Annotated in this window: 13 protein-coding genes and 1 tRNA gene; 8 read left to right on the top strand and 6 right to left on the bottom strand. The window is 39.3% G+C overall.

The window, feature by feature from the left end:
• Positions 1–5: 5 nt before the first annotated feature.
• The 3 genes from ligA to ampD form a co-directional block, all read right to left on the bottom strand.
• Entirely contained in the window at positions 6–2429 is a 2424-nt protein-coding gene (gene ligA, locus J3U68_RS01240) for an NAD-dependent DNA ligase LigA (protein ID WP_267373700.1), read from the bottom strand.
• A gap of 88 nt (positions 2430–2517) precedes the next feature.
• Entirely contained in the window at positions 2518–3804 is a 1287-nt protein-coding gene (locus J3U68_RS01235; RefSeq protein ID WP_267376175.1) for a cell division protein ZipA C-terminal FtsZ-binding domain-containing protein, read from the bottom strand.
• A gap of 100 nt (positions 3805–3904) precedes the next feature.
• Positions 3905–4495: a 1,6-anhydro-N-acetylmuramyl-L-alanine amidase AmpD gene (ampD, locus tag J3U68_RS01230; RefSeq protein ID WP_267373698.1), complete on the bottom strand. Its 591-nt coding sequence runs from the start codon at positions 4493–4495 to the stop codon at positions 3905–3907.
• 261 nt (positions 4496–4756) lie between these two features.
• Here ampD and J3U68_RS01225 point away from each other — a divergent pair.
• Positions 4757–4832: transfer RNA gene (locus J3U68_RS01225), tRNA-Phe, on the top strand.
• Between the two features lie 1048 nt (positions 4833–5880).
• On the opposite strand, the gene J3U68_RS01220 is transcribed toward J3U68_RS01225, so the two are convergent.
• Positions 5881–6456, bottom strand: coding sequence for a YcdB/YcdC domain-containing protein (locus J3U68_RS01220; RefSeq protein ID WP_267373696.1), 576 nt, complete (start codon positions 6454–6456; stop codon positions 5881–5883).
• Positions 6457–6545: 89 nt separating this feature from the next.
• On the bottom strand, positions 6546–7700 hold the full coding sequence (locus tag J3U68_RS01215; RefSeq protein WP_267373694.1) for an MFS transporter: 1155 nt from the start codon (positions 7698–7700) through the stop codon (positions 6546–6548).
• 147 nt (positions 7701–7847) lie between these two features.
• Between J3U68_RS01215 and J3U68_RS01210 the strand changes: the two genes are divergently transcribed.
• From J3U68_RS01210 to efeB, 7 genes are all read left to right on the top strand, one after another.
• Positions 7848–8150: a MerR family transcriptional regulator gene (locus J3U68_RS01210; RefSeq protein WP_267373692.1), complete on the top strand. Its 303-nt coding sequence runs from the start codon at positions 7848–7850 to the stop codon at positions 8148–8150.
• Between the two features lie 1611 nt (positions 8151–9761).
• Positions 9762–10121, top strand: a complete 360-nt coding sequence (locus J3U68_RS01205; RefSeq protein ID WP_267373690.1) for a hypothetical protein — start codon at positions 9762–9764, stop codon at positions 10119–10121.
• Positions 10122–11416: 1295 nt separating this feature from the next.
• The gene (locus J3U68_RS01200; protein ID WP_267373687.1) at positions 11417–11980 is read left to right on the top strand and encodes an iron transporter; all 564 of its coding nucleotides are present in this window, start codon (positions 11417–11419) and stop codon (positions 11978–11980) included.
• A 95-nt stretch (positions 11981–12075) separates the two neighbouring features.
• On the top strand, positions 12076–12411 hold the full coding sequence (locus J3U68_RS01195) for a cupredoxin domain-containing protein (protein ID WP_267373685.1): 336 nt from the start codon (positions 12076–12078) through the stop codon (positions 12409–12411).
• A 23-nt stretch (positions 12412–12434) separates the two neighbouring features.
• On the top strand, positions 12435–13271 hold the full coding sequence (locus tag J3U68_RS01190) for an FTR1 family iron permease (protein ID WP_267373683.1): 837 nt from the start codon (positions 12435–12437) through the stop codon (positions 13269–13271).
• The gene (locus J3U68_RS01185; protein ID WP_267373681.1) at positions 13261–14151 is read left to right on the top strand and encodes an EfeM/EfeO family lipoprotein; all 891 of its coding nucleotides are present in this window, start codon (positions 13261–13263) and stop codon (positions 14149–14151) included. The genes J3U68_RS01190 and J3U68_RS01185 overlap by 11 nt, the downstream gene beginning before the upstream one ends.
• 8 nt (positions 14152–14159) lie before the next feature.
• Entirely contained in the window at positions 14160–15428 is a 1269-nt protein-coding gene (gene efeB / locus J3U68_RS01180; protein WP_267373680.1) for an iron uptake transporter deferrochelatase/peroxidase subunit, read from the top strand.
• Between the two features lie 237 nt (positions 15429–15665).
• Here efeB and pepN read toward each other — a convergent pair whose 3' ends face one another.
• A complete protein-coding gene (pepN, locus tag J3U68_RS01175) occupies positions 15666–18311 on the bottom strand; it encodes an aminopeptidase N (RefSeq protein ID WP_267373678.1) in 2646 nt (881 codons plus the stop codon).
• Positions 18312–18852 lie beyond the last annotated feature (541 nt).

The following is an 18852-nucleotide window of genomic DNA, read 5'->3' as shown; positions in this document are numbered from 1 at the left end:
GTTCATTATTCTTTTATTCCCAACATAGTCATCAATGAGCTCTGATCTAGTATGGTAACACCAAGTGATTCAGCTTTACTAAGTTTACTGCCTGCTTCACTCCCCGCTACCACATAATCAGTTTTTTTGGATACACTACCACTCACTTTACCACCGGCTTCTTCAATATGTTGCTGCGCCACGTCACGGGACCAGCTAGGTAAGGTGCCGGTTAATACGAAGGTTTTGCCGGCTACTGCCTCATTAGCAGCAGGCACGGTTTTTTGTGGCTGTGCAGCAAGTAACTGTTCGCGTAAAGAAATGGTTTTTTGCAGTAATGTACGATTTTCTGGTAGTGCACACCAATTCTGCCAGCTTTCAGGCAGGGCTTTATCGGTTAATAAGTTTGACCATTCATTTCCTGCGAGTTGCCAAAGTTTTACTGCCCGCGTTTCGGTTAATCCAGCATCAGGCAAGCGAGCTAACACGCGTTCAGGCGCAAAATAGTCACTCAAATTCATGCGTCTGGTTTCCGGTTGTGGATCAACTCCGACATCAAGTAATTCTTGTAACTGACTTGTCTGGTCATCCTGACTGAAAAAATAGGCAACGGAATGAGCGACAACTTGACCGATATCAGGCAAGCAAGCCAATAATGGTTCTGTCGCCTGTGTCAGCGTAGCCAAATCGCCAAAAGCTTGTGCCAACTGTTTAGCAGTGCGCTCGCCCACATGAAAAATTCCTAAAGCATAGATCACATTCGCTAGTGGTCGTTGGCGACTGGCATTAATACCGGCAAGAATATTTTCTGCCCATTTGGTAGGCTGTTGCTTACCAGCTTTCCCGCCTGTTGATAAAGCCAATTCATCCGCAGCAGCCTGATCAGCATCTGCTGCCTCTTGCTTAGCTTGTTGCTTCATGGCCAAAAGATCGTCTAATTGCAATCGGTAGACATCAGCGAAATGATGCACCCTTCCCTGAGCCACCAACAATTCTATTTGTCGGTCTCCTAGGTTTTCAATATCCATAGCTCGACGGGACGCAAAATGAATCAGTGCCTGTACTCGCTGCGCCTGACAAAGCATACCTCCACTACAGCGTGCCACTGCCTCTCCCGCTTCACGCACAACTTCATGTCCACAAACCGGACAATGTTCAGGCAGACGAAATGGTGGATATTTCGGTATAGCCGGAGCTGGTGTATTTAGATCCGTAGCTGGCTCCTCTATCATGGGTCGCTGGGCCAATACCACGGAAACAATTTCCGGAATCACATCTCCGGCACGACGTACAATCACAGTATCCCCTTGACGTACATCTTTGCGCTGTGCTTCACCTTCGTTATGTAACGTTGCGTTGGTCACGGTAACACCACCGACAAAAACTGGGGTTAGCCGGGCTACTGGTGTGATTGCACCTGTTCGTCCTACCTGTACATCAATTGCTTCAACCGTGGTGAGCATTTCTTCAGCCGGAAATTTTTGTGCAATGGCAAAGCGCGGTGCCCGAGCAACATAACCCAGTTGTTCTTGCTGAGCCAAACTATCTACTTTAATGACAACACCGTCAATACCGAAGGGTAAATCAGCTCGGATTTGGAATATGTGCTCATAGAAGGCAAGCACTTTATCGATATTTGCCTGCCCACATAAGGTATCTTGTGGCGGAATGGTCAGACCAAAACCAGCTAACAAGTTCAACTCCTGACTATGACTAGTCGGCACAAATTGTTTATCCAATTGCGCAATGCCGTAGGCATAGAAATGCAGACGACGACGAGCAGTAATTTTGGGATCAAGCTGGCGTAAACTACCAGCAGCTGCATTGCGTGGATTGGCAAAGGTTTTCTGATTCTCTGCCTGTTGATGGGCATTAAGACGCTCAAAATCTGCTTTTAACATCAAAACTTCACCGCGCACCTCTAATACATCAGGCACTTTATCTCCATGTAAGCACAAAGGGATATTGACAATTGTACGGGCATTTTCAGTGACGTCTTCGCCAGTATAGCCATCACCACGCGTTGAAGCCTGAACCAATAAACCTTGCCGATAAACTAAACTGATGGCTAAACCATCAAATTTTGGCTCAACAATATATTCAGGTTCAGTACCCAGTGCATTCTTCACTCGTTTATCAAAAGCGTGCATTTCGCTGTGATTAAATTGGTTATGCTCATCCAGCGGTGAAAAGGCATTATTCAAAGATAGCATCGGAATTTGATGTACGACTGCAGCAAAACGTTGCTGAACTTGTCCGCCAACACGCATACTCGGACTATCTGGCTGGCGCCATTGTGGATACTTTTCCTCAAGTGCTTGTAATTCACGAAACAGTCGATCGTATTCTGCATCCGGTACCGTAGGTGCATCCAGATCGTAATATTCATGCGCATAACGATTTAGTAAGGCCGTTAAATCTTTAATTTGTTGTTCGCTGACTGAACTCATGTTCCTTAAACCTCCAAGCAGCTATAAATAAAAAAATGGCAAACCCCAAAGCGGCTTGCCATTTTTTTGATGTCAATCTCAGGCAATGTTACGAAAAAAGTCTCTTTGCCAACTCACCACCGGGCATGATATCTACCCGTTTCATTTCCTTCTGGCGGTCAATAACATAGCGACGTACTTCACGTAGCCATTCGGTAGATAACTCTTCTACCTTGTCATTAACCAGATCCAGACCAAGTTGACTGGATAATTTTACAGCCATATCCATAAACTGATCGAAACATTTTTCACCGTTCGGTATGTGAACTATATCAAATAACATGCTGAATCCACGATAATTTTGATTTGCTAACAAACTACCGGTAAAAGGTGAATTGTCTAACGTAACAATACTGAATAGTGGTTCACCATTGGTATCATTAAAATAAAATGCACCATCATGAGCCAACTCAAATCCCAGTTTTTCCACTGAATTGCGCAATTCCATACCACTTACATTACTGCGCGAAACCAAATGAATGGCAATAGTCTGATCAACCCGAGCACATAAATCATCAAGTGGTTGAGCTACATTTAGAAATGCATCCATATCGGTCAGTAGCAGCAAGCCATCCATCTGTTCGGCAAACTTATTTGCTTGCTCAGCAAACTGCATCAATTCCTCTTTGGTTACCAAGCCATTACGGCTGATTGCCTGTAATCCAACCACAAATCCTTGATAATAAACACTGGGTATTGGCTCAGCAACCTGATAGCGATCATCCATTGTACATCCTACCAACCGAAAGCGAGAGCGACTACTCAAGCGTGGCATAGCGTGGAGTTCCTTGGGTTCATACAAAGCAATATAGGCCAGATAATCAAAGCGAGCGTCGAACCATGGTAATGGTTGTTTGGACATATCACGTACATCCAAAAGAGGTTTACGTCCTTTTACCGGAGCAGTACGGGATAATGACTGTAACTGTGCTGGAGACAAAAATTCTTTTGGCTTTTTGTTCAACGGTTGAGTTTGCCCAATCGGTTGATTTTCGGCCACTTCCTGATTAGGATTGGGATTATCTTGTACCGGTTGTGCTGTGTGCACAGATTCGGTAACAGGCTGTTGGGGCACTGTTTGTTGTACTACTGATTCAGGAGTGGAAACAGCAACAAAAGCTGTCGATTCGTCTTTTTGCAGCGGTGCAGTTTGAGCTGACGATTTAGTTGCTATCGAACCACCGTCACGCACTGAATTGACCGAGCTATCTAGCAAGGCATCTTTATTGGCATGACCAAATTGGTCGCGCAATTGTTTACGGTATTTGCTTTCCTGAAAAATATTATAGGCCAGCACCACCAGAATAAAGGCAGCTCCAAGTACCAGCGCAATCAAAACAGAATCACTCATTACATTTCCACTAAACAATTTGCGTCAACCGCAATGAAATTAACAATTAAATAGAATTATAACCAAAAATGCTTTTTGTGACAGCTTAGCTAGCCTTTGGCCATTGATAATCTGTTACAATAGGTAAATTTTCTTTACGCAATTTATCCCACTGAAAATAATGTCCCGGGTCAGTTTTTCGCCCAGGAGCAATATGCTCATGACCTATTATCGCTTGGATAGGATAAAAACAACAAATTGACTTTAACAATAAAGTTAATTGAGTATATTGTTCTGTTGTAAATGGCTCAAAATCACAGCCTTCCAATTCTATGCCAATTGAAAAATCATTGCATGCTTCTCTAGCATTAAAACGAGAAATACCGGCCTGAAAAGCAGCATCATGACAAGAAACAAATTGGGTTAATTTGCCATCGCGTTCGATAAAAAAATGACTGGACACTCTCAATGCAGTCAAAGAACGCAGGAAAACATCTTCTTCATGCTGATCAATCTGATTAGTGAATAAACGCTGCACCGCCCCATGCCCATATTCAAACGGAGGCAGAGAAATATTATGGATAACAACAATAGAAATATCACTGGAATTGGAACGCGGAGCAAAGTTAGGTGAAGGCAGATGCGTGCATAACTGCAACCATCCATTTTCCCACTGTGCAGCTGTTTGGTTGTCCATTGTATCAATTGATCAACTGAAAATATCTACATTAATACAGTCGGGTTCAGACGTCCAGTTAAAAGCTGAAATTAAATGCCAAATACTGCAATACCCATCGCAATATACATGACTAGCTAAACCCTCCCTGTCTGTACCTGGAATATTTAACTGAATATTTTCTGAATTTTTCCAATGAATAAACAGCAACCTACCTCAAATTGCTTAGAAAATACTTGCCAACTGCGCACAAATCTGGTTAAATGCGCACTCTTCCCCGATGGCCAGATAGCTCAGTCGGTAGAGCAACGGACTGAAAATCCGTGTGTCGGCAGTTCGATCCTGCCTCTGGCCACCATATAACCACTTTAAAGTGGTTATTTTTTTTGCCTGATTACCCTCAAATGATTAGCCAACCATCAGCTAATTGCCCGTGTAAATTCCTTGCTACACAATTTCATTTCCAACAAACCTAATGATCAATGAACATTGACGGTCTATTGATTCTCTAAACTTGAAGCTGATGCAATACCTAGTCATCGGTAATAGAGTCTTTTTCAAGCTAGTCGGTCATCAGTAAGTCTTTATTGGTCAAAAATCAGAATTAGCATTCAAGTTGCCAAATTTGATTTAATGCCGTTTATTTTTCTAATCTATTATTGATGCCTCACACAGTTGACACCCTAAATGATATGTCATACAACATCATCATTTTTACACACTCTAATCAATTGAAAGCCTATTAATAACTTCCTCACAACCGCAAGCTCCTTTTTAAGAAAAAAGGAGCTTGGCAATTGAGTATAAGCATGTGATGTTTTCAATTTTAAATTATTAAAAATAATTTACTTATTATTAACAATAAATGATTGAGCAAAATTTCAAATCTGATTTAAATTTCTATTTTAGTTATCAATTTTTCTAGACATTGGTTATTAAGATAGCACAACTAAACAAGGATGATCTATTTACAGGCGGAATTGAAAACGATTCTTAGATACCTATTACTCCAAGTCATATATCGGTATGGATTGAGCATAACCACGGCAATTTATGACAGTGTACGAAACAGTGTACGAACAAGTAGGCTATAAAGCTGATTAGTTCGCACACTGTTCCTTCGAATTTTCCGGTTATCTGAAATACACAAAACTATAAACCACTCAAAGAAAAGCTAAAGTTTGCCATAAAGATTTACAAGGCATCAAATTCTCAATACTTAGATGCTGTATGATCATATATTTTCCTTGTTAAGCTACCAGTTCATTTACTGCATTTTGTCGCCCTTTTTTCTGCAGATCTTCTCTGCAAACGCAGCAAGAAAGCGATAACTTCTACTTCCCTGATACACTAAGTTTTCGTTGAGGTTTATTTTTTATTCAATTAGCATAATTGAATAAAATTGTTCATAATTTCTTAACTAACCAGCTATCGTGTAACCACTTCTGTGTTTGTCTTCCTGCTCGAATAAAATCCCATTCTACGTCTCTTTCAAAAACCATTACGCTTCCATCTGGGGCAATAATCGTCCAGAAGTATAAACCTGTATTTAAATCACGGCATTTAACCTTCATTCCGGTCAAACTGACTTTTCCCCCATCTACCATAATCACTTCATCATGGGTATCAATCCAATTATTTTTATAATTGTTTAATAAATCTGGAGCAAATTCTTGCAGAAATTTAAGCGTAATCTCTAATGCTTTATCTTTAGTCACTTGTTCTTGAGTTGATTGATATTGCGGCAATAATCTAACAAATCCTTGTAATTTCCCAGACTCATCATCAAGTAAAAATGAAATATGCTGGCTGTTTAGTTGCATGGTTTGTTGTGGTTCAAACCGATATAACGTCACAGCTTGTTGGTTATGCTTTCCTTTATGAGTTAAAACTAAATTAAAATTGAGCTCATCATTGCTTAATAACCGTTGTAAGTTAGGTTTAAGCTGTGAACTAAGCGTGGTTAATTGTGTAACGTTCATAGTATTTTCCTTAGGTCGAGTCCAATGTTGTGCACTGTAGGATGAATATAAAAAACATAATCCAAATATCAGCGCGATCAGCCGTTTCGTCATAAATAAAAATCCTTAATAATGAGTTGTATAGCGCAGAGCAAAAGTAAAATCGAAAGTACTGTTAACAAAATAGGAGGATTGAAGAGTGTTGGTAAGAATGCCCCTAGACTTGCACCAATAAATAAAATGCAGGTATATAAAGAAGTTGCTATACCACGGTCTGTTAACTCTGATTGTGTTGATATACAGACGATCATGGAAGGAACGGCATAGGCTAGACCAACAATTAAAATAAAATGAAAGAGATAGAGAATAAAAGGCGAGTTCAGATAATCTAGCAAATAAAATGTGTGAATCAATAATGATATGGCCATCAAGCACAATGCTATTGCTAGTACATAGCTTGGCTTAATCAATTTAAAGAGATAGCCAGCTGTTAAACTAAATAGCATGGCAAATATACCGATGGTTCTTAAAGTTGGAACCAAATTAATGAGAGAACTACGGTGTAACACCGAATAAAGTGCGACAAAACTGAGTAAAACAAATACCGAGCATATATATATTGGGAACAATTTTTTATTGGTCAGGATATTAGGTAGCTTAGAAAATATAGATAAGAGCGAAGTGCCGGGTAAAGCAAGATTGTTTTGTTCACCTTTTAAACGGTAGCAATAAAAAATAATGGCACCACAGGCATAAATACCGCCTAACAGCCACATCGCATAAAAAAGTGTGTTTGTGATCAGGAAAGACCCTAACCATTGACCAATCGTTGCCGCAAGTAAAAATGCGCAACTGATCATTGATATGGCTTTAGGTCTAGAGCTTTCAGGCAGATTGATCGAAACCCAAGCTAAAGCAACGGGTGGAAACGAAGCTGCACAAAAACCTTGAACAGCACGAGCAAACAATAATAAATAGAAGTCTTGTAATAGTGGCACGACAAAACTGACACCAGCAAGTAACAACAGACCAATAATTAAAGTTAAATCCTTACCGATTCTATCGGACAAACTCCCCCATATAATCAATCCGATAGCGTAGAAAATCCCAAATAACGAGGTTAATAGTCCAATATTTTGAGCACTTGCATGTTGTACAAAAAGCAGTAAATTTATTGAAACCGGCATGAGTACATACAGTTGCGTAACCACAGCAAGTGCAATTAGAGGAATGCATAAAGTACCAAGCATTAATTTGTATTTCATTTTGAGCTCTCAATATCCAATAATTGTAGTTTAAATACAATTATTGGATTATAGGCTCAATTATAATCCGAGTACAACATTATTTGTTGTAAAAACATATTGTGCACTATAATAGGCTGTGACTCAGCGTATAAATAGGGTTTTGATATGGAGAAAAATTCCTTAAAAAATTCTTATGATGACTTTCTATCAACCGTAATTGTTGGTATTGGAGAAGTTTCTGAAATGACTAAAATTCCAGTACGAAAATTGCGTTATTGGGAAGAAAAAGGCATCATCAAAACAGTGGATCCGCAATCTAAATCACGTCAATTCGATTTGGCCAATATCAAAAAGATCATTCTTATTCAGGAATTAATTGAAGATGGATATTCATTAGATGGGGCGGCAAAAAAAGTTGAAGAAAGAATGGCTAAAATTGGATCATTATTAAATTTAATTCAAATCTAGATACCAATAAAATAATCAAACAAACTAATTTGAAGGAAAATTTTTAAACGATTTTTAAAATTCAGATGGATAAGATTAAAGGTATAAAGCTCAAAACCCAAAATCAAATGGGTTTTGAGCTAAATGATGACAATGATTCAACAATGCCAAAATAGATTGCAATCTGCAAAGTTGCACTTTTCAGCTGAACAAACCAAAGATGACAAGATGCAATGATGATGAATACACTCTTTCTATGTGTAAAAGCAACCATTTTATTTTTTAGACAAAAGCATCGAACCCATAATTCTTCAACTATTAGTCAACATTCTCTGTTACATATTTTTCTTCATCACCCTATTTCGTCTGAGCAGATCAACGATATTGTGCACCATTATAATTCACCTTATATCGATCATAATGCCAATAATATCATTGTCATCATTGCCGGATGTGAGACATTCTGAAGCGGTTACTCATCATTGATCATGAATCGAAACATGACCCATTATTCAAAAAGCGTTCCCATCCATGAGTGATTAAGCCAGATGCAAACCCAATCTCATTCAGAACAACCCTATTCAAATCATTCAGGGGTACGTGATCAACCCTCGTGGTGATACCTCAACATTATTTGTCAAAACACGGCAACTTGATTCTAACTACCCACATCACGATATGATCATTTTGTACCTAGCTCGTTTAATCAACGCCTTAAACCTGAGGACTAGCAGCAAACGAATCAATCAAATAATTTAAATTATCTGCTCAATAAGTCATCATAAACACCCATCTCATCGCTAAGTAATCTGTTCAATAAAATCCTAAACACATAATTCTTAAAGTAAATATGCAGCAATAATAGTAATATACAATTTTGCATGAGATTACATGTTTTAAAGATTTGCAATATGAATTCTCTTTTCAATTTTCACGAAATGGTATCAATACTAAAATAAACTACCTGATGTACTTATATACTCTGTATTTCAGCTGTATCAGCTAAAGATATTATCTAAACAAGATCTAAATAAACATCTCAAAAACAATTAATAAAAATTTGCATTTAGACATTATTTAGAATGATAAAACCATATTTGACTATAATGTATTTGCATGACGGTAGCGCAAATGCCTTAGCTGAACTGAGACCAAGACTATTGTAACCACCGTGAAAATACGTTATTGCCGGTTATTTGACAGTATTAAGCTTTAACGGCAAGATAAACACGCTGTGTTCAATAGCACTGCCAGCTTTGACAGGCTGACAAAGAGAGAGATACCCCGCTATCTCATTACAGAAGAATTTTGTCTGTACCCCCCCATTGTTTTCCTCTTCCATGGTTGACAGTGGCAGGGAGGCGTTTCGCCTACCGGTTCTCTTTGTCGGTCTGTCAACCCTGCCACATGTCTGCCGCCAATTATGTTTGACAGCAAAACAGCGGCTTTTGACCAAAGAGAGAAAGGCAGTAATAAAATGGGTATCTACAAACGGAAATTATTTAAATACAAACTTCAGTTGAGCTATTTAGGCTCATTAACTTGTGCTGGTGATCTCAGAATAATCAAAACAAACAGCCTCTACAGCATCAATCCTTGGCTGTATGTTCATAGAGCGACAGGAGGTTCTTCATGAATCAACTTGCTCCCAGCATACAGGAAATCAAAGCTGCATTACGTGCTAACTTACAATCAGCCCAACCATTTGCTCCATACTATCTACAACAGGTTACCTCACAAAATAATCATTGGAAGCAACAAAAGAATGAGATGACGGAATATATTGCCTATATTTTGTCACCTTATCTCATCAGCGCAGATTCTGACTGGCAGGACAGAGGTAATCTGGTTTTCCAACCCTGTTCTAACCCAATGGAAGCCGAATTACGCGTATTTTCATTTTGTAAACAACACAACTGGCAACCATTGTTATGGCGTGGGTTAACCCCGATAGCACATCAAATTTGGTCGGCCATGCTTAATCGGGAATAAAAAAACAGCCTATGGTTGCCAACCATAGGCTGTTTTCATGATGCAATTATAAATGCCACTATGATTAAAAGTTTCTAGACTCAATCATTCAAATCAATTAATATCTAATTTCGTAATTCAATTAAAATTCTGTCCAATACCCAATAAGAATAAATATAATACCAAAATAAGTACTCATCAATCTGAGCAACTAACCGTTACCGACCCAACTAATTAAACCACTGAACAAACACTTTAATATCTTAAACTTTCGATCCGTCCAGATTAAACATCTCTTTTCTAGCATTTGTAATAATTATTACATAGGCTGATACTTACAGCTGCCTCTACACTCGAAACAAAATCTATAACATTTGCATATCCATTCACTTTCAGCCAATGTGATGTCATCAATCTGGATAAGAAAATCATTCCTATCAACATTTTTTACTATGCGAAGAAAAAAGAACAAATGTTTATTCCAAAATTTATTTTAAAATATTTCATCATAATATTATTTATCAAAAACAAAATGTGAACAAAAATCAAACACATCACTAACCAAATTTCCATCAACTATTGAACATCTCAATTAGCAATCGTACACATTTCAATTTTGCCAAAATCATAGCAGTAAAAGTGTCCTACCATTCTCGCTTTAATAATTAATTAACTTTATCCTTTATCGAATTTAAATCGCTATGCCTGTCTCTATCTCCTCTATCCAAATATTTTTTTCACAATTCAGTTTCTGACCTATCAAACTGCCCATCCATAAAACTAACCAGTAAAAAACAAAAGTTTATTTGTAACCTAAGAATAGCCGAATTGAACTTTAGGATATTTACCCATTCACTTTCAGTGTTGATATTCTAGATTTCAATATACACAAAATTAATAAATTATTTCTACCTAACTTTTACAATCACTAATTCATACGAAACAATGCCAATAATGTTTCTTTTTGGATCATCATAATCTGACCAATACATCCCCACTCCAATTAGCCTAAGGATATAGAAAATAAATATCATTTCCAATGATTTAGCGACATAACCTATGGGTAAATAGGATTTTTATACTACTCAATAATCCAACAAATATCAGCAAAAAATATAATTATTCAGTCAGTTATCTAGAAAATTATCAATAGTATGAAATTTATAAGATTTTTTTAAGTCAAATGTAGTTTTAGAGTTTTCATTTAACAATAATCAGAGTATATTGATAATACTTATCACTTAGTAGCATGAATTAACGCTATTATTGTTGACCTTTACTTCGATTAAACCTTGCTGATCAACTAGGAATCAATCATGTCTTTTCAGAAAATCATCATTGCCAGCGCTGTATTTATGTCTATGTCTGCTCTTGCACAAGAATATCCAATGGGTAAACCCTTTATTAAAAATGGGATGGAAATATCCGGGGTCTATCTTCCCCCAATCACTATGGATACAGATGGGATGGATCATAGCAATATGCATTTACCCGCCAGTAAAGCAGATGTGCATATGGAGGCTGACATTCATGCCACAGAAGGAAATCCCAATGGCTTTGCCGAAGGTGATTGGATACCAAACCTGAATATCGAATACACCATCACCAAACTAAATAAAGGTGCGCCAAACCGTAATGCCAACTATAACCATTCCGGCAAATTTATGACAATGGTGGCTAATGATGGTCCACACTATGGTGACAACATCAAACTTGCAGGTCTGGGCAAATATCGTGTTACCTACCGCATTTCTCCGCCAACAGCAAACCAGATGGCACGACATATAGATAAGGAAACGGGAGTAGCTCCATGGTTTGAACCGTTCGAAGTAAGCTGGGACTTCGATTATGCCGGAGTGGGTAGAAAAGGTAGCTATTAAACCCTACTTGAATTAGGGATTATCTTCAAGATCAATCATTAGGATGATCCCTAAGGATATTGCCGACGAATTTCACAGACACAATTTAACTTGCTATGAAAAAAATTATATTTGCTTTCTTGATGTTAGTTAGCACACTGACGTCATTTTCTACTTTAGCCGATGATAAGGTGACGCTAGAACTTAAAATGAAAGATGGAGACATGATCCCGCTGGTTCTCAATGCCCCAGCTAATAAAATCATTCGCATCAAAGTGAGCAATATTGGCAAAGGACCAGTCGAGTTTGAAAGCACCCAATTAATCAAAGAAAAAGTGTTGGCTCCTGGGGCCTCATCAGTGATCGTCATTGCCCCTAAAAAACCGGGTACGTACATATTTTTTGATGATTTTCATCTTAATAAGCCTAAAGGTCAATTAATCGTTAAATAACCCTTTAGTTACTGGATAAATTTATGGGACAAGTGATCTTTGTCGTTTGGCGTGAATGCTTTGAGGCTCTTCTGGTTATTGGCATTATATATGCGTGGATCAAACGCAATCAGAACAGTAAAAAAGGGCTGCAATATCTTGCCGGCGGAGTAGGATTAGGCATACTGACTTCTGTCATTCTTGCATTGGTGATCAATGGGGTTTTCAAACAATTGACCGATGATCATCAAACTTATTTTCTAATGGGAATGTCTTTTCTGGCTTGTATCTTAATCGTGCAAATGGTTTATTGGATGAACAAAGCCAACCGAAACATGAAAGCTGTACTGGAAAAAAACATAGCGCAGCAGGTGGCACATGATTCATGGTGGGGGGCTTTGTTTATTGTCGCCATTGCCATCGCGCGTGAAGGCAGTGAAATTGTCGTTTTTCTGTCTGGTCAGATTATGCAGCTCAATCAGACCAATTATGCCAGCTTTCTGATGGCGGTTGTAATCGGCATTATCGTTTCAGCCCTGACCTTTTACGTATTTATTCTCACCAGCCGTTTTATCCGCTGGCAGAAGTTTTTTACGGTTACCAGTATTGTGTTGCTGTTTCTGGCTATCTCATTGTGTTTGAAGGCTGTAGAAGATGGTACTAACCTGCTGATGGAGCATGATGTAGCAATTCCTGACTGGCTCATCAGTCCGGCGTGGAATATTTCGGCATTTATCGACGACAGCGGGCTGATTGGTAGTCTGGCCTCTTCACTGTTTGCCTACCGTTCTCAACCAATGTGGATCAGTGTGATCACCTTTGGTATTTTCTGGTTCATTATGGGCATATTATTTTTAAGGAAAAAAAATCATGCTGCCTAGAAAGCTGACGTTCATAGCCTTAGGCCTTATATTTTTCCCTTTACTGTCTCCAGCACATGGTTTACGGGCACCGATCATCACTGATAGTAATGCGGTTCCTGCTAAAGGCGATATACCTACACCGAGTAAATATCTTCCCGCTATTCGCGCCTATCAAAGCGAAGTGGTACAAAAGTTAAACACCACTCAACGATATGTACAGCATATTGCTGAAGCTGCTCAATCAGGTGATCTGCAAACAGCCCAGCACAATTATATCTTGGCACATCAACACTACGAGCAAGTACGTACCATTATCCAATTATTTGCCAATGCGGATGAAACCATCAACTCGCGTGCAGATTATTATCTGGACGGAGCAAACGACCACGCTTTTGTCGGATTTCACCGCCTTGAATATGATCTGTTTTCTCGCAAGAACCTGACTGATGCCCATAACCAAGCGATTGCGCTGCATTATAAGCTGGCTGATTTACAAAAAAGGGTATCCAACGACGAACTGGAGATCGCCAAAATTATCCAATCAGCAGCTGATTTTCCTGAGATGATTCTAAAAACCAAATTGATGGGATTAGAAAATCAATATAGTCATAGCGATTTAGCTGATATCGAGGCAAATATACAGGGTTCTGCGTTAATTATCCGCTACCTGCGTCCATTCATACCGGCGACACAATACAGTCGCATTAATCAAAATTATCAACAAATTTTTAATATATTAAAAAAATACCAGTTATCTCAAGGACAATACCAATCATTTGAATTGCTCAGTCAGTCAGATCATGACCAGCTCTATTCACTTGTTAGCGAACTAGCGCAACTGCTGGCTGAGTTAAGATCACAATTAGGTGTTCAGGTTTATTATAAATATAAGCACTAAGGTATCCTATGCAAAAAAAATATACTGCCGTTCAGCAAGATGTGTTGGATAATCCACAGCGTCGCCAAGGCATGAAGCTACTGATGGCTGGAGGTCTCGGCCTGGCCAGCGTCGCGTCATCTAAATTAGTCAACGCCAACGAACGTTGTGGTCATGATTATAATCAGGCAGTCGATTATCATGGACTACATCAGGCAGGGGTGATCACACCTGACACCAAAGAAGCGATTTTCGTCGCCTTCAATTTAACTGTATCGCAAACAAAACAATTACAACAATTATTGCAAATTCTTTCGCAAAGGATTGCTTATCTAACCACGCCTCAGAAAATACCTTCTGGTAAAAATGATCAATTACCCCCAGCTGAATCAGGCATGCTTGGTCAGCGTCTTTCACCTGATTCATTAACCATTACTGTCGCCGTAGGTCACAGTCTATTTGATCAGCGCTTTGGGCTGTCAGAAAAAAAACCCAAAAAACTCATTCCCATGCCCCGCTTTCCCAATGATCGGCTGCAAAAACAATGGTGTGGTGGTGATTTATCTATTCAGTTTTGTGCCAATAGTCGCGAAAGCGTCATTTATGCTTTGCGTGACATCATTAGTCATACAAACAAATATATGATTCCCATATGGAAAATCGATGGTTTTTTGCCCGCGCGCGACATTGATAATCATACTACTGCAGTCAACCTGTTTGGATTTAAAGATGGTAGCGGCAATGCAGCCAATACCGATACCGCTAAAATGGATGAATTAGTATGGGTTACACAAAACAATAATGAACCAGCATGGTGTCTAGGTGGTAGCTATCAAGCCATTCGTCTTATCCGTTTCAACCTTGAGTTTTGGGATAGAACACCGCTTGAAGATCAGGAAAACGATTTTGGACGCTATAAGCACAGTGGCGCGCCAATGGGAATGAAACATGAGATGGACGATCCGCAAATGGATAAAGACCCTCATGGTGATCGTATTTTATTTGATTCGCATATGCGCCGGGCAGAACCGCGTATACCTGAGCGTCACGTGGCCAAATTACGGCGTCGCAGCTTCAGTTATTCACTCGGTGTATTGCCATCTGGTCAAATGGATATGGGTTTAATATTTGTAGCTTATCAAAATGATTTGAAAAAAGGCTTTATCGATACCCAGAACCGACTTAATGGCGAACCACTGGAACGCTATATTAAACCGTTTGGTGGTGGGTTTTATTTTGTGTTACCCGGTATAACTAAGGGCAATGAGTATCTGGGAAAAAAATTGATCGAAGCTTAATCTACTTTAAATAAATTTATACACATTGCGAACACATTTTGTTACTGCTTAATATCTACGTAATTATTTCGAACGCATTAAAAAGAATATTCAATCCAATTTTATCCATTGATTTGCATATTGACATGCCAATCAAATCTTATTGAATAAAATTATTTAGAAAATAGAACCTATAAAAAAAAACCTGTTGCATAGCAACAGGATTTTTTACCAGAAATTGATAATATCTTGTCTGACTCAAATCGATAAGATTTTATCCACAATTTCACGACTGTCTTTAGATAAGCCTTGATGCTGCTGAATACGTTGTAATTGTTGTTGCATCAAAATGCGTCGTTTTGAATCAAGTTTACTATAAAGATTGAAAGCCTGTACCAGACGCGAAGCAACCTGAGGATTAAACGCATCTATTAGCAGGATGTAATCAGTAATAAATTGATAGCCTTTGCCATCTTCTGCATGAAAATGGCGAATGTTTCGACTGAAACTGCCTAATAAGGAACGAACCTTATTCGGATTTTCCAGACTAAAAGCAGGATGTTCTAAAGCAGCCTTTACCTGAGATAAAGTATCTGCCCGCTGACTTGAGCCGATCAGATTAAAATATTTATCCATGACCAGATCATCTTTGGCATAGCGCTGTGCAAAGCGATCCAACAACTGATCACGACCAGTTTCAGGCAGATGATTAATCGCAGTTAACATCCCAAACTCATGAGTCATGTTGGTGGCACGTTGTTCATAGTCCTGCTGTATTTGTGTTAGCAGTGCCGAATTGGCCTGTACACCCCAACTTAGTAAGGTATTGTACAAACTTCGTATACCGGCTAAGTCTGGATAATATTCTTGCGCACATGGATGGCTGCTTTGCCGTTCCTGAGTTTCCGCCCAATCACGCCACTGCGCTAATGTATGTTCTATGGTGGTGGCCAAATTTTGTAATAATGCCTGGCGTGCTTGAACATATAAGCCTGGATCAATTTCCTGCGCATCTTCCCACAATTCAGACTCAGCCGGAATCTGCAAAAGTATGGCTTTAAAGGCTGGATCCAGATCTGCATTCATCGCTGCGGCAATGGCTTTAGCCAGTTCTACATGATGTGGAACCGGTTTACCTGCCTGAAGTGCCGCTACGTTGGCCGCAACAGCACGACGATATAATGTTTGCGCCGCTTCCCAGCGGGCAAATGGATCAGAATCATGCGCCAGCAGCAAAATCAAATCTTCATCATGATAAGGATATTCCAGTCTGACCGGCGCACTAAAGCCACGCAACAATGATGGCACGACATCCTGATTAACCTGATGCAGTACAAAAGTCTGCTCAGGTTGATTAAAAATTAAAACTGTTTCAGTAATCGTATTATTTTCACCGTCTAACTGAAATGACACTACACTACCATCACGACCCACCAGCCCCATTTTTATCGGAATCACCATTGCCTGTTTTTCAGTCATGTCTGGAGTGGGTGGAATAGACTGTTGTAAATGTAAAGTCAGCGTTTGTTTTTGATGGTCGTAAACGCCGCGTGCTTTTACCTGTGGCGTTCCAGCCTGACTGTACCACAACGCAAACTGATCCAAATTAACGCCATTGGCGTCTGCCATGGCAGCACGAAAATCATCACAGGTTACAGCCTGTCCATCATGACGTTGGAAATATAACTGCATGCCCTTCTGAAATCCTGCTTCTCCAAGAAGGGTGTGATACATGCGCACCACTTCCGCCCCTTTTTCATAAACCGTTAAGGTATAAAAATTATTCATTTCTTCATAAGAAGCTGGGCGAACTGGATGTGCCATCGGACCACTGTCTTCGGCAAACTGCATGCTGCGCAAAACCCGCACATTTTGAATTCGCCGTACTGCTCTGCTGGCACGATCGGCTGAAAATTCCTGATCGCGGAAGACGGTTAAACCTTCCTTAAGTGATAACTGAAACCAGTCCCGACAGGTCACACGATTACCTGTCCAATTATGGAAATATTCATGTCCGATCACCGCTTCTATGGCTTCAAAATCTGCATCGGTGGCCGTATCGCTACTGGCGAGCACATATTTAGTATTAAAGATATTCAGACCTTTGTTTTCCATGGCACCCATATTAAAGTCACCCACAGCCACAACCATGAAAATATCCAGATCGTATTCCAGATTAAACCGCTCTTCATCCCATTTCATTGCCTGCTTAAGTGATTCAAGTGCAAAGCCAGCTTTCGCCTTGTCTTCTGGACGGGTGTAAAACTTTAAAGCAACCTTTCTACCACTTTTCGTGGTAAAACTTCCTTCCAGAACAGATAATTGACCAGCTACCAGTGCAAACAAATAGCTAGGTTTAGCAAATGGGTCTCGCCAGCATACCCAGTGTCGTCCATTACTGAGTTCACCACTATCGAGTAAATTACCGTTAGACAACATCACGGGATAGCGTTTCTTATCCCCAATAATGGTCGTGGTAAACTGACTCATCACATCTGGGCGATCCAAATAATAAGTTATTTTGCGAAAACCTTCTGGCTCGTTTTGGGTATAAAGATTATTACCAGACTCATACAGCCCCATTAAAGTTTTGTTCTGATCGGGGTATAGGCGTGTGGTTAGTTCCAGTTGAAACGGTTCATCCGGCACAGTATGAATGGTCAGCTTTTCATCTTCAACATTATATTCATATGGACACAAAGCCTTGCCATTAATCACCACTTGTAACAATTTGGCACTGCCATCTAGCACCAATGGCTGCTGTGACTTTTTCGGCACGATACTCATGCGATTAAGCACATTGGTGTAAAAACTCTCTATCGTAAAAGTCAGACTGATAGTAGGAATGGCAAATTCTGGTGCCTGATAATCCTTAAGATAATGAACTACCTTTTTTTCATTCATATACATACCCTTTTATTTAACTTCGTGTCCATTGTATGGGTTAACTGCCTATTATCAACCAATGTCAGCAGCCGGATATCGCCCTACTTTAACATGATTTCAAGCCCGATCAAGCAGAAAAACTGCCTCTAACAGTCATAATGAAGTACTTAGCAAACATGAGTATTAATTATATCAATCAGTGCATTATTCTGACGATAAGGCCAGAAAATTTCTCCCTTCCTACCCTTCAAAGCCATATCTCTTTACCAAAGACTATTGTTTAATATGCCTGCAACCTTAATTAACCATAATATTCATAATCGTCATTAGCCTTCCATCATCAACTGATCATCTGACTCAATAATCTGACATTGAGCTAACAACTTGTTTTTATGCACATCATTTTATAAAAATAGCAAACTTTATATGTTGCTCATCAAGTTTGACAGCCAAAATAGAATTTATTTAATGACCTTAAAACAATGCCAATAAAGATTTTAGCGGGATTTGGATCAACACAGCTGAGAAACATGACATCCGAGATTTGGCTGAACACCCG

Source organism: Snodgrassella sp. B3882, assembly GCF_026535915.1.
Lineage (GTDB): Bacteria > Pseudomonadota > Gammaproteobacteria > Burkholderiales > Neisseriaceae > Snodgrassella.
The sequence above is the reverse complement of the archived record's forward strand: the minus strand, read 5'-3'. Positions and strand labels throughout refer to the sequence as shown.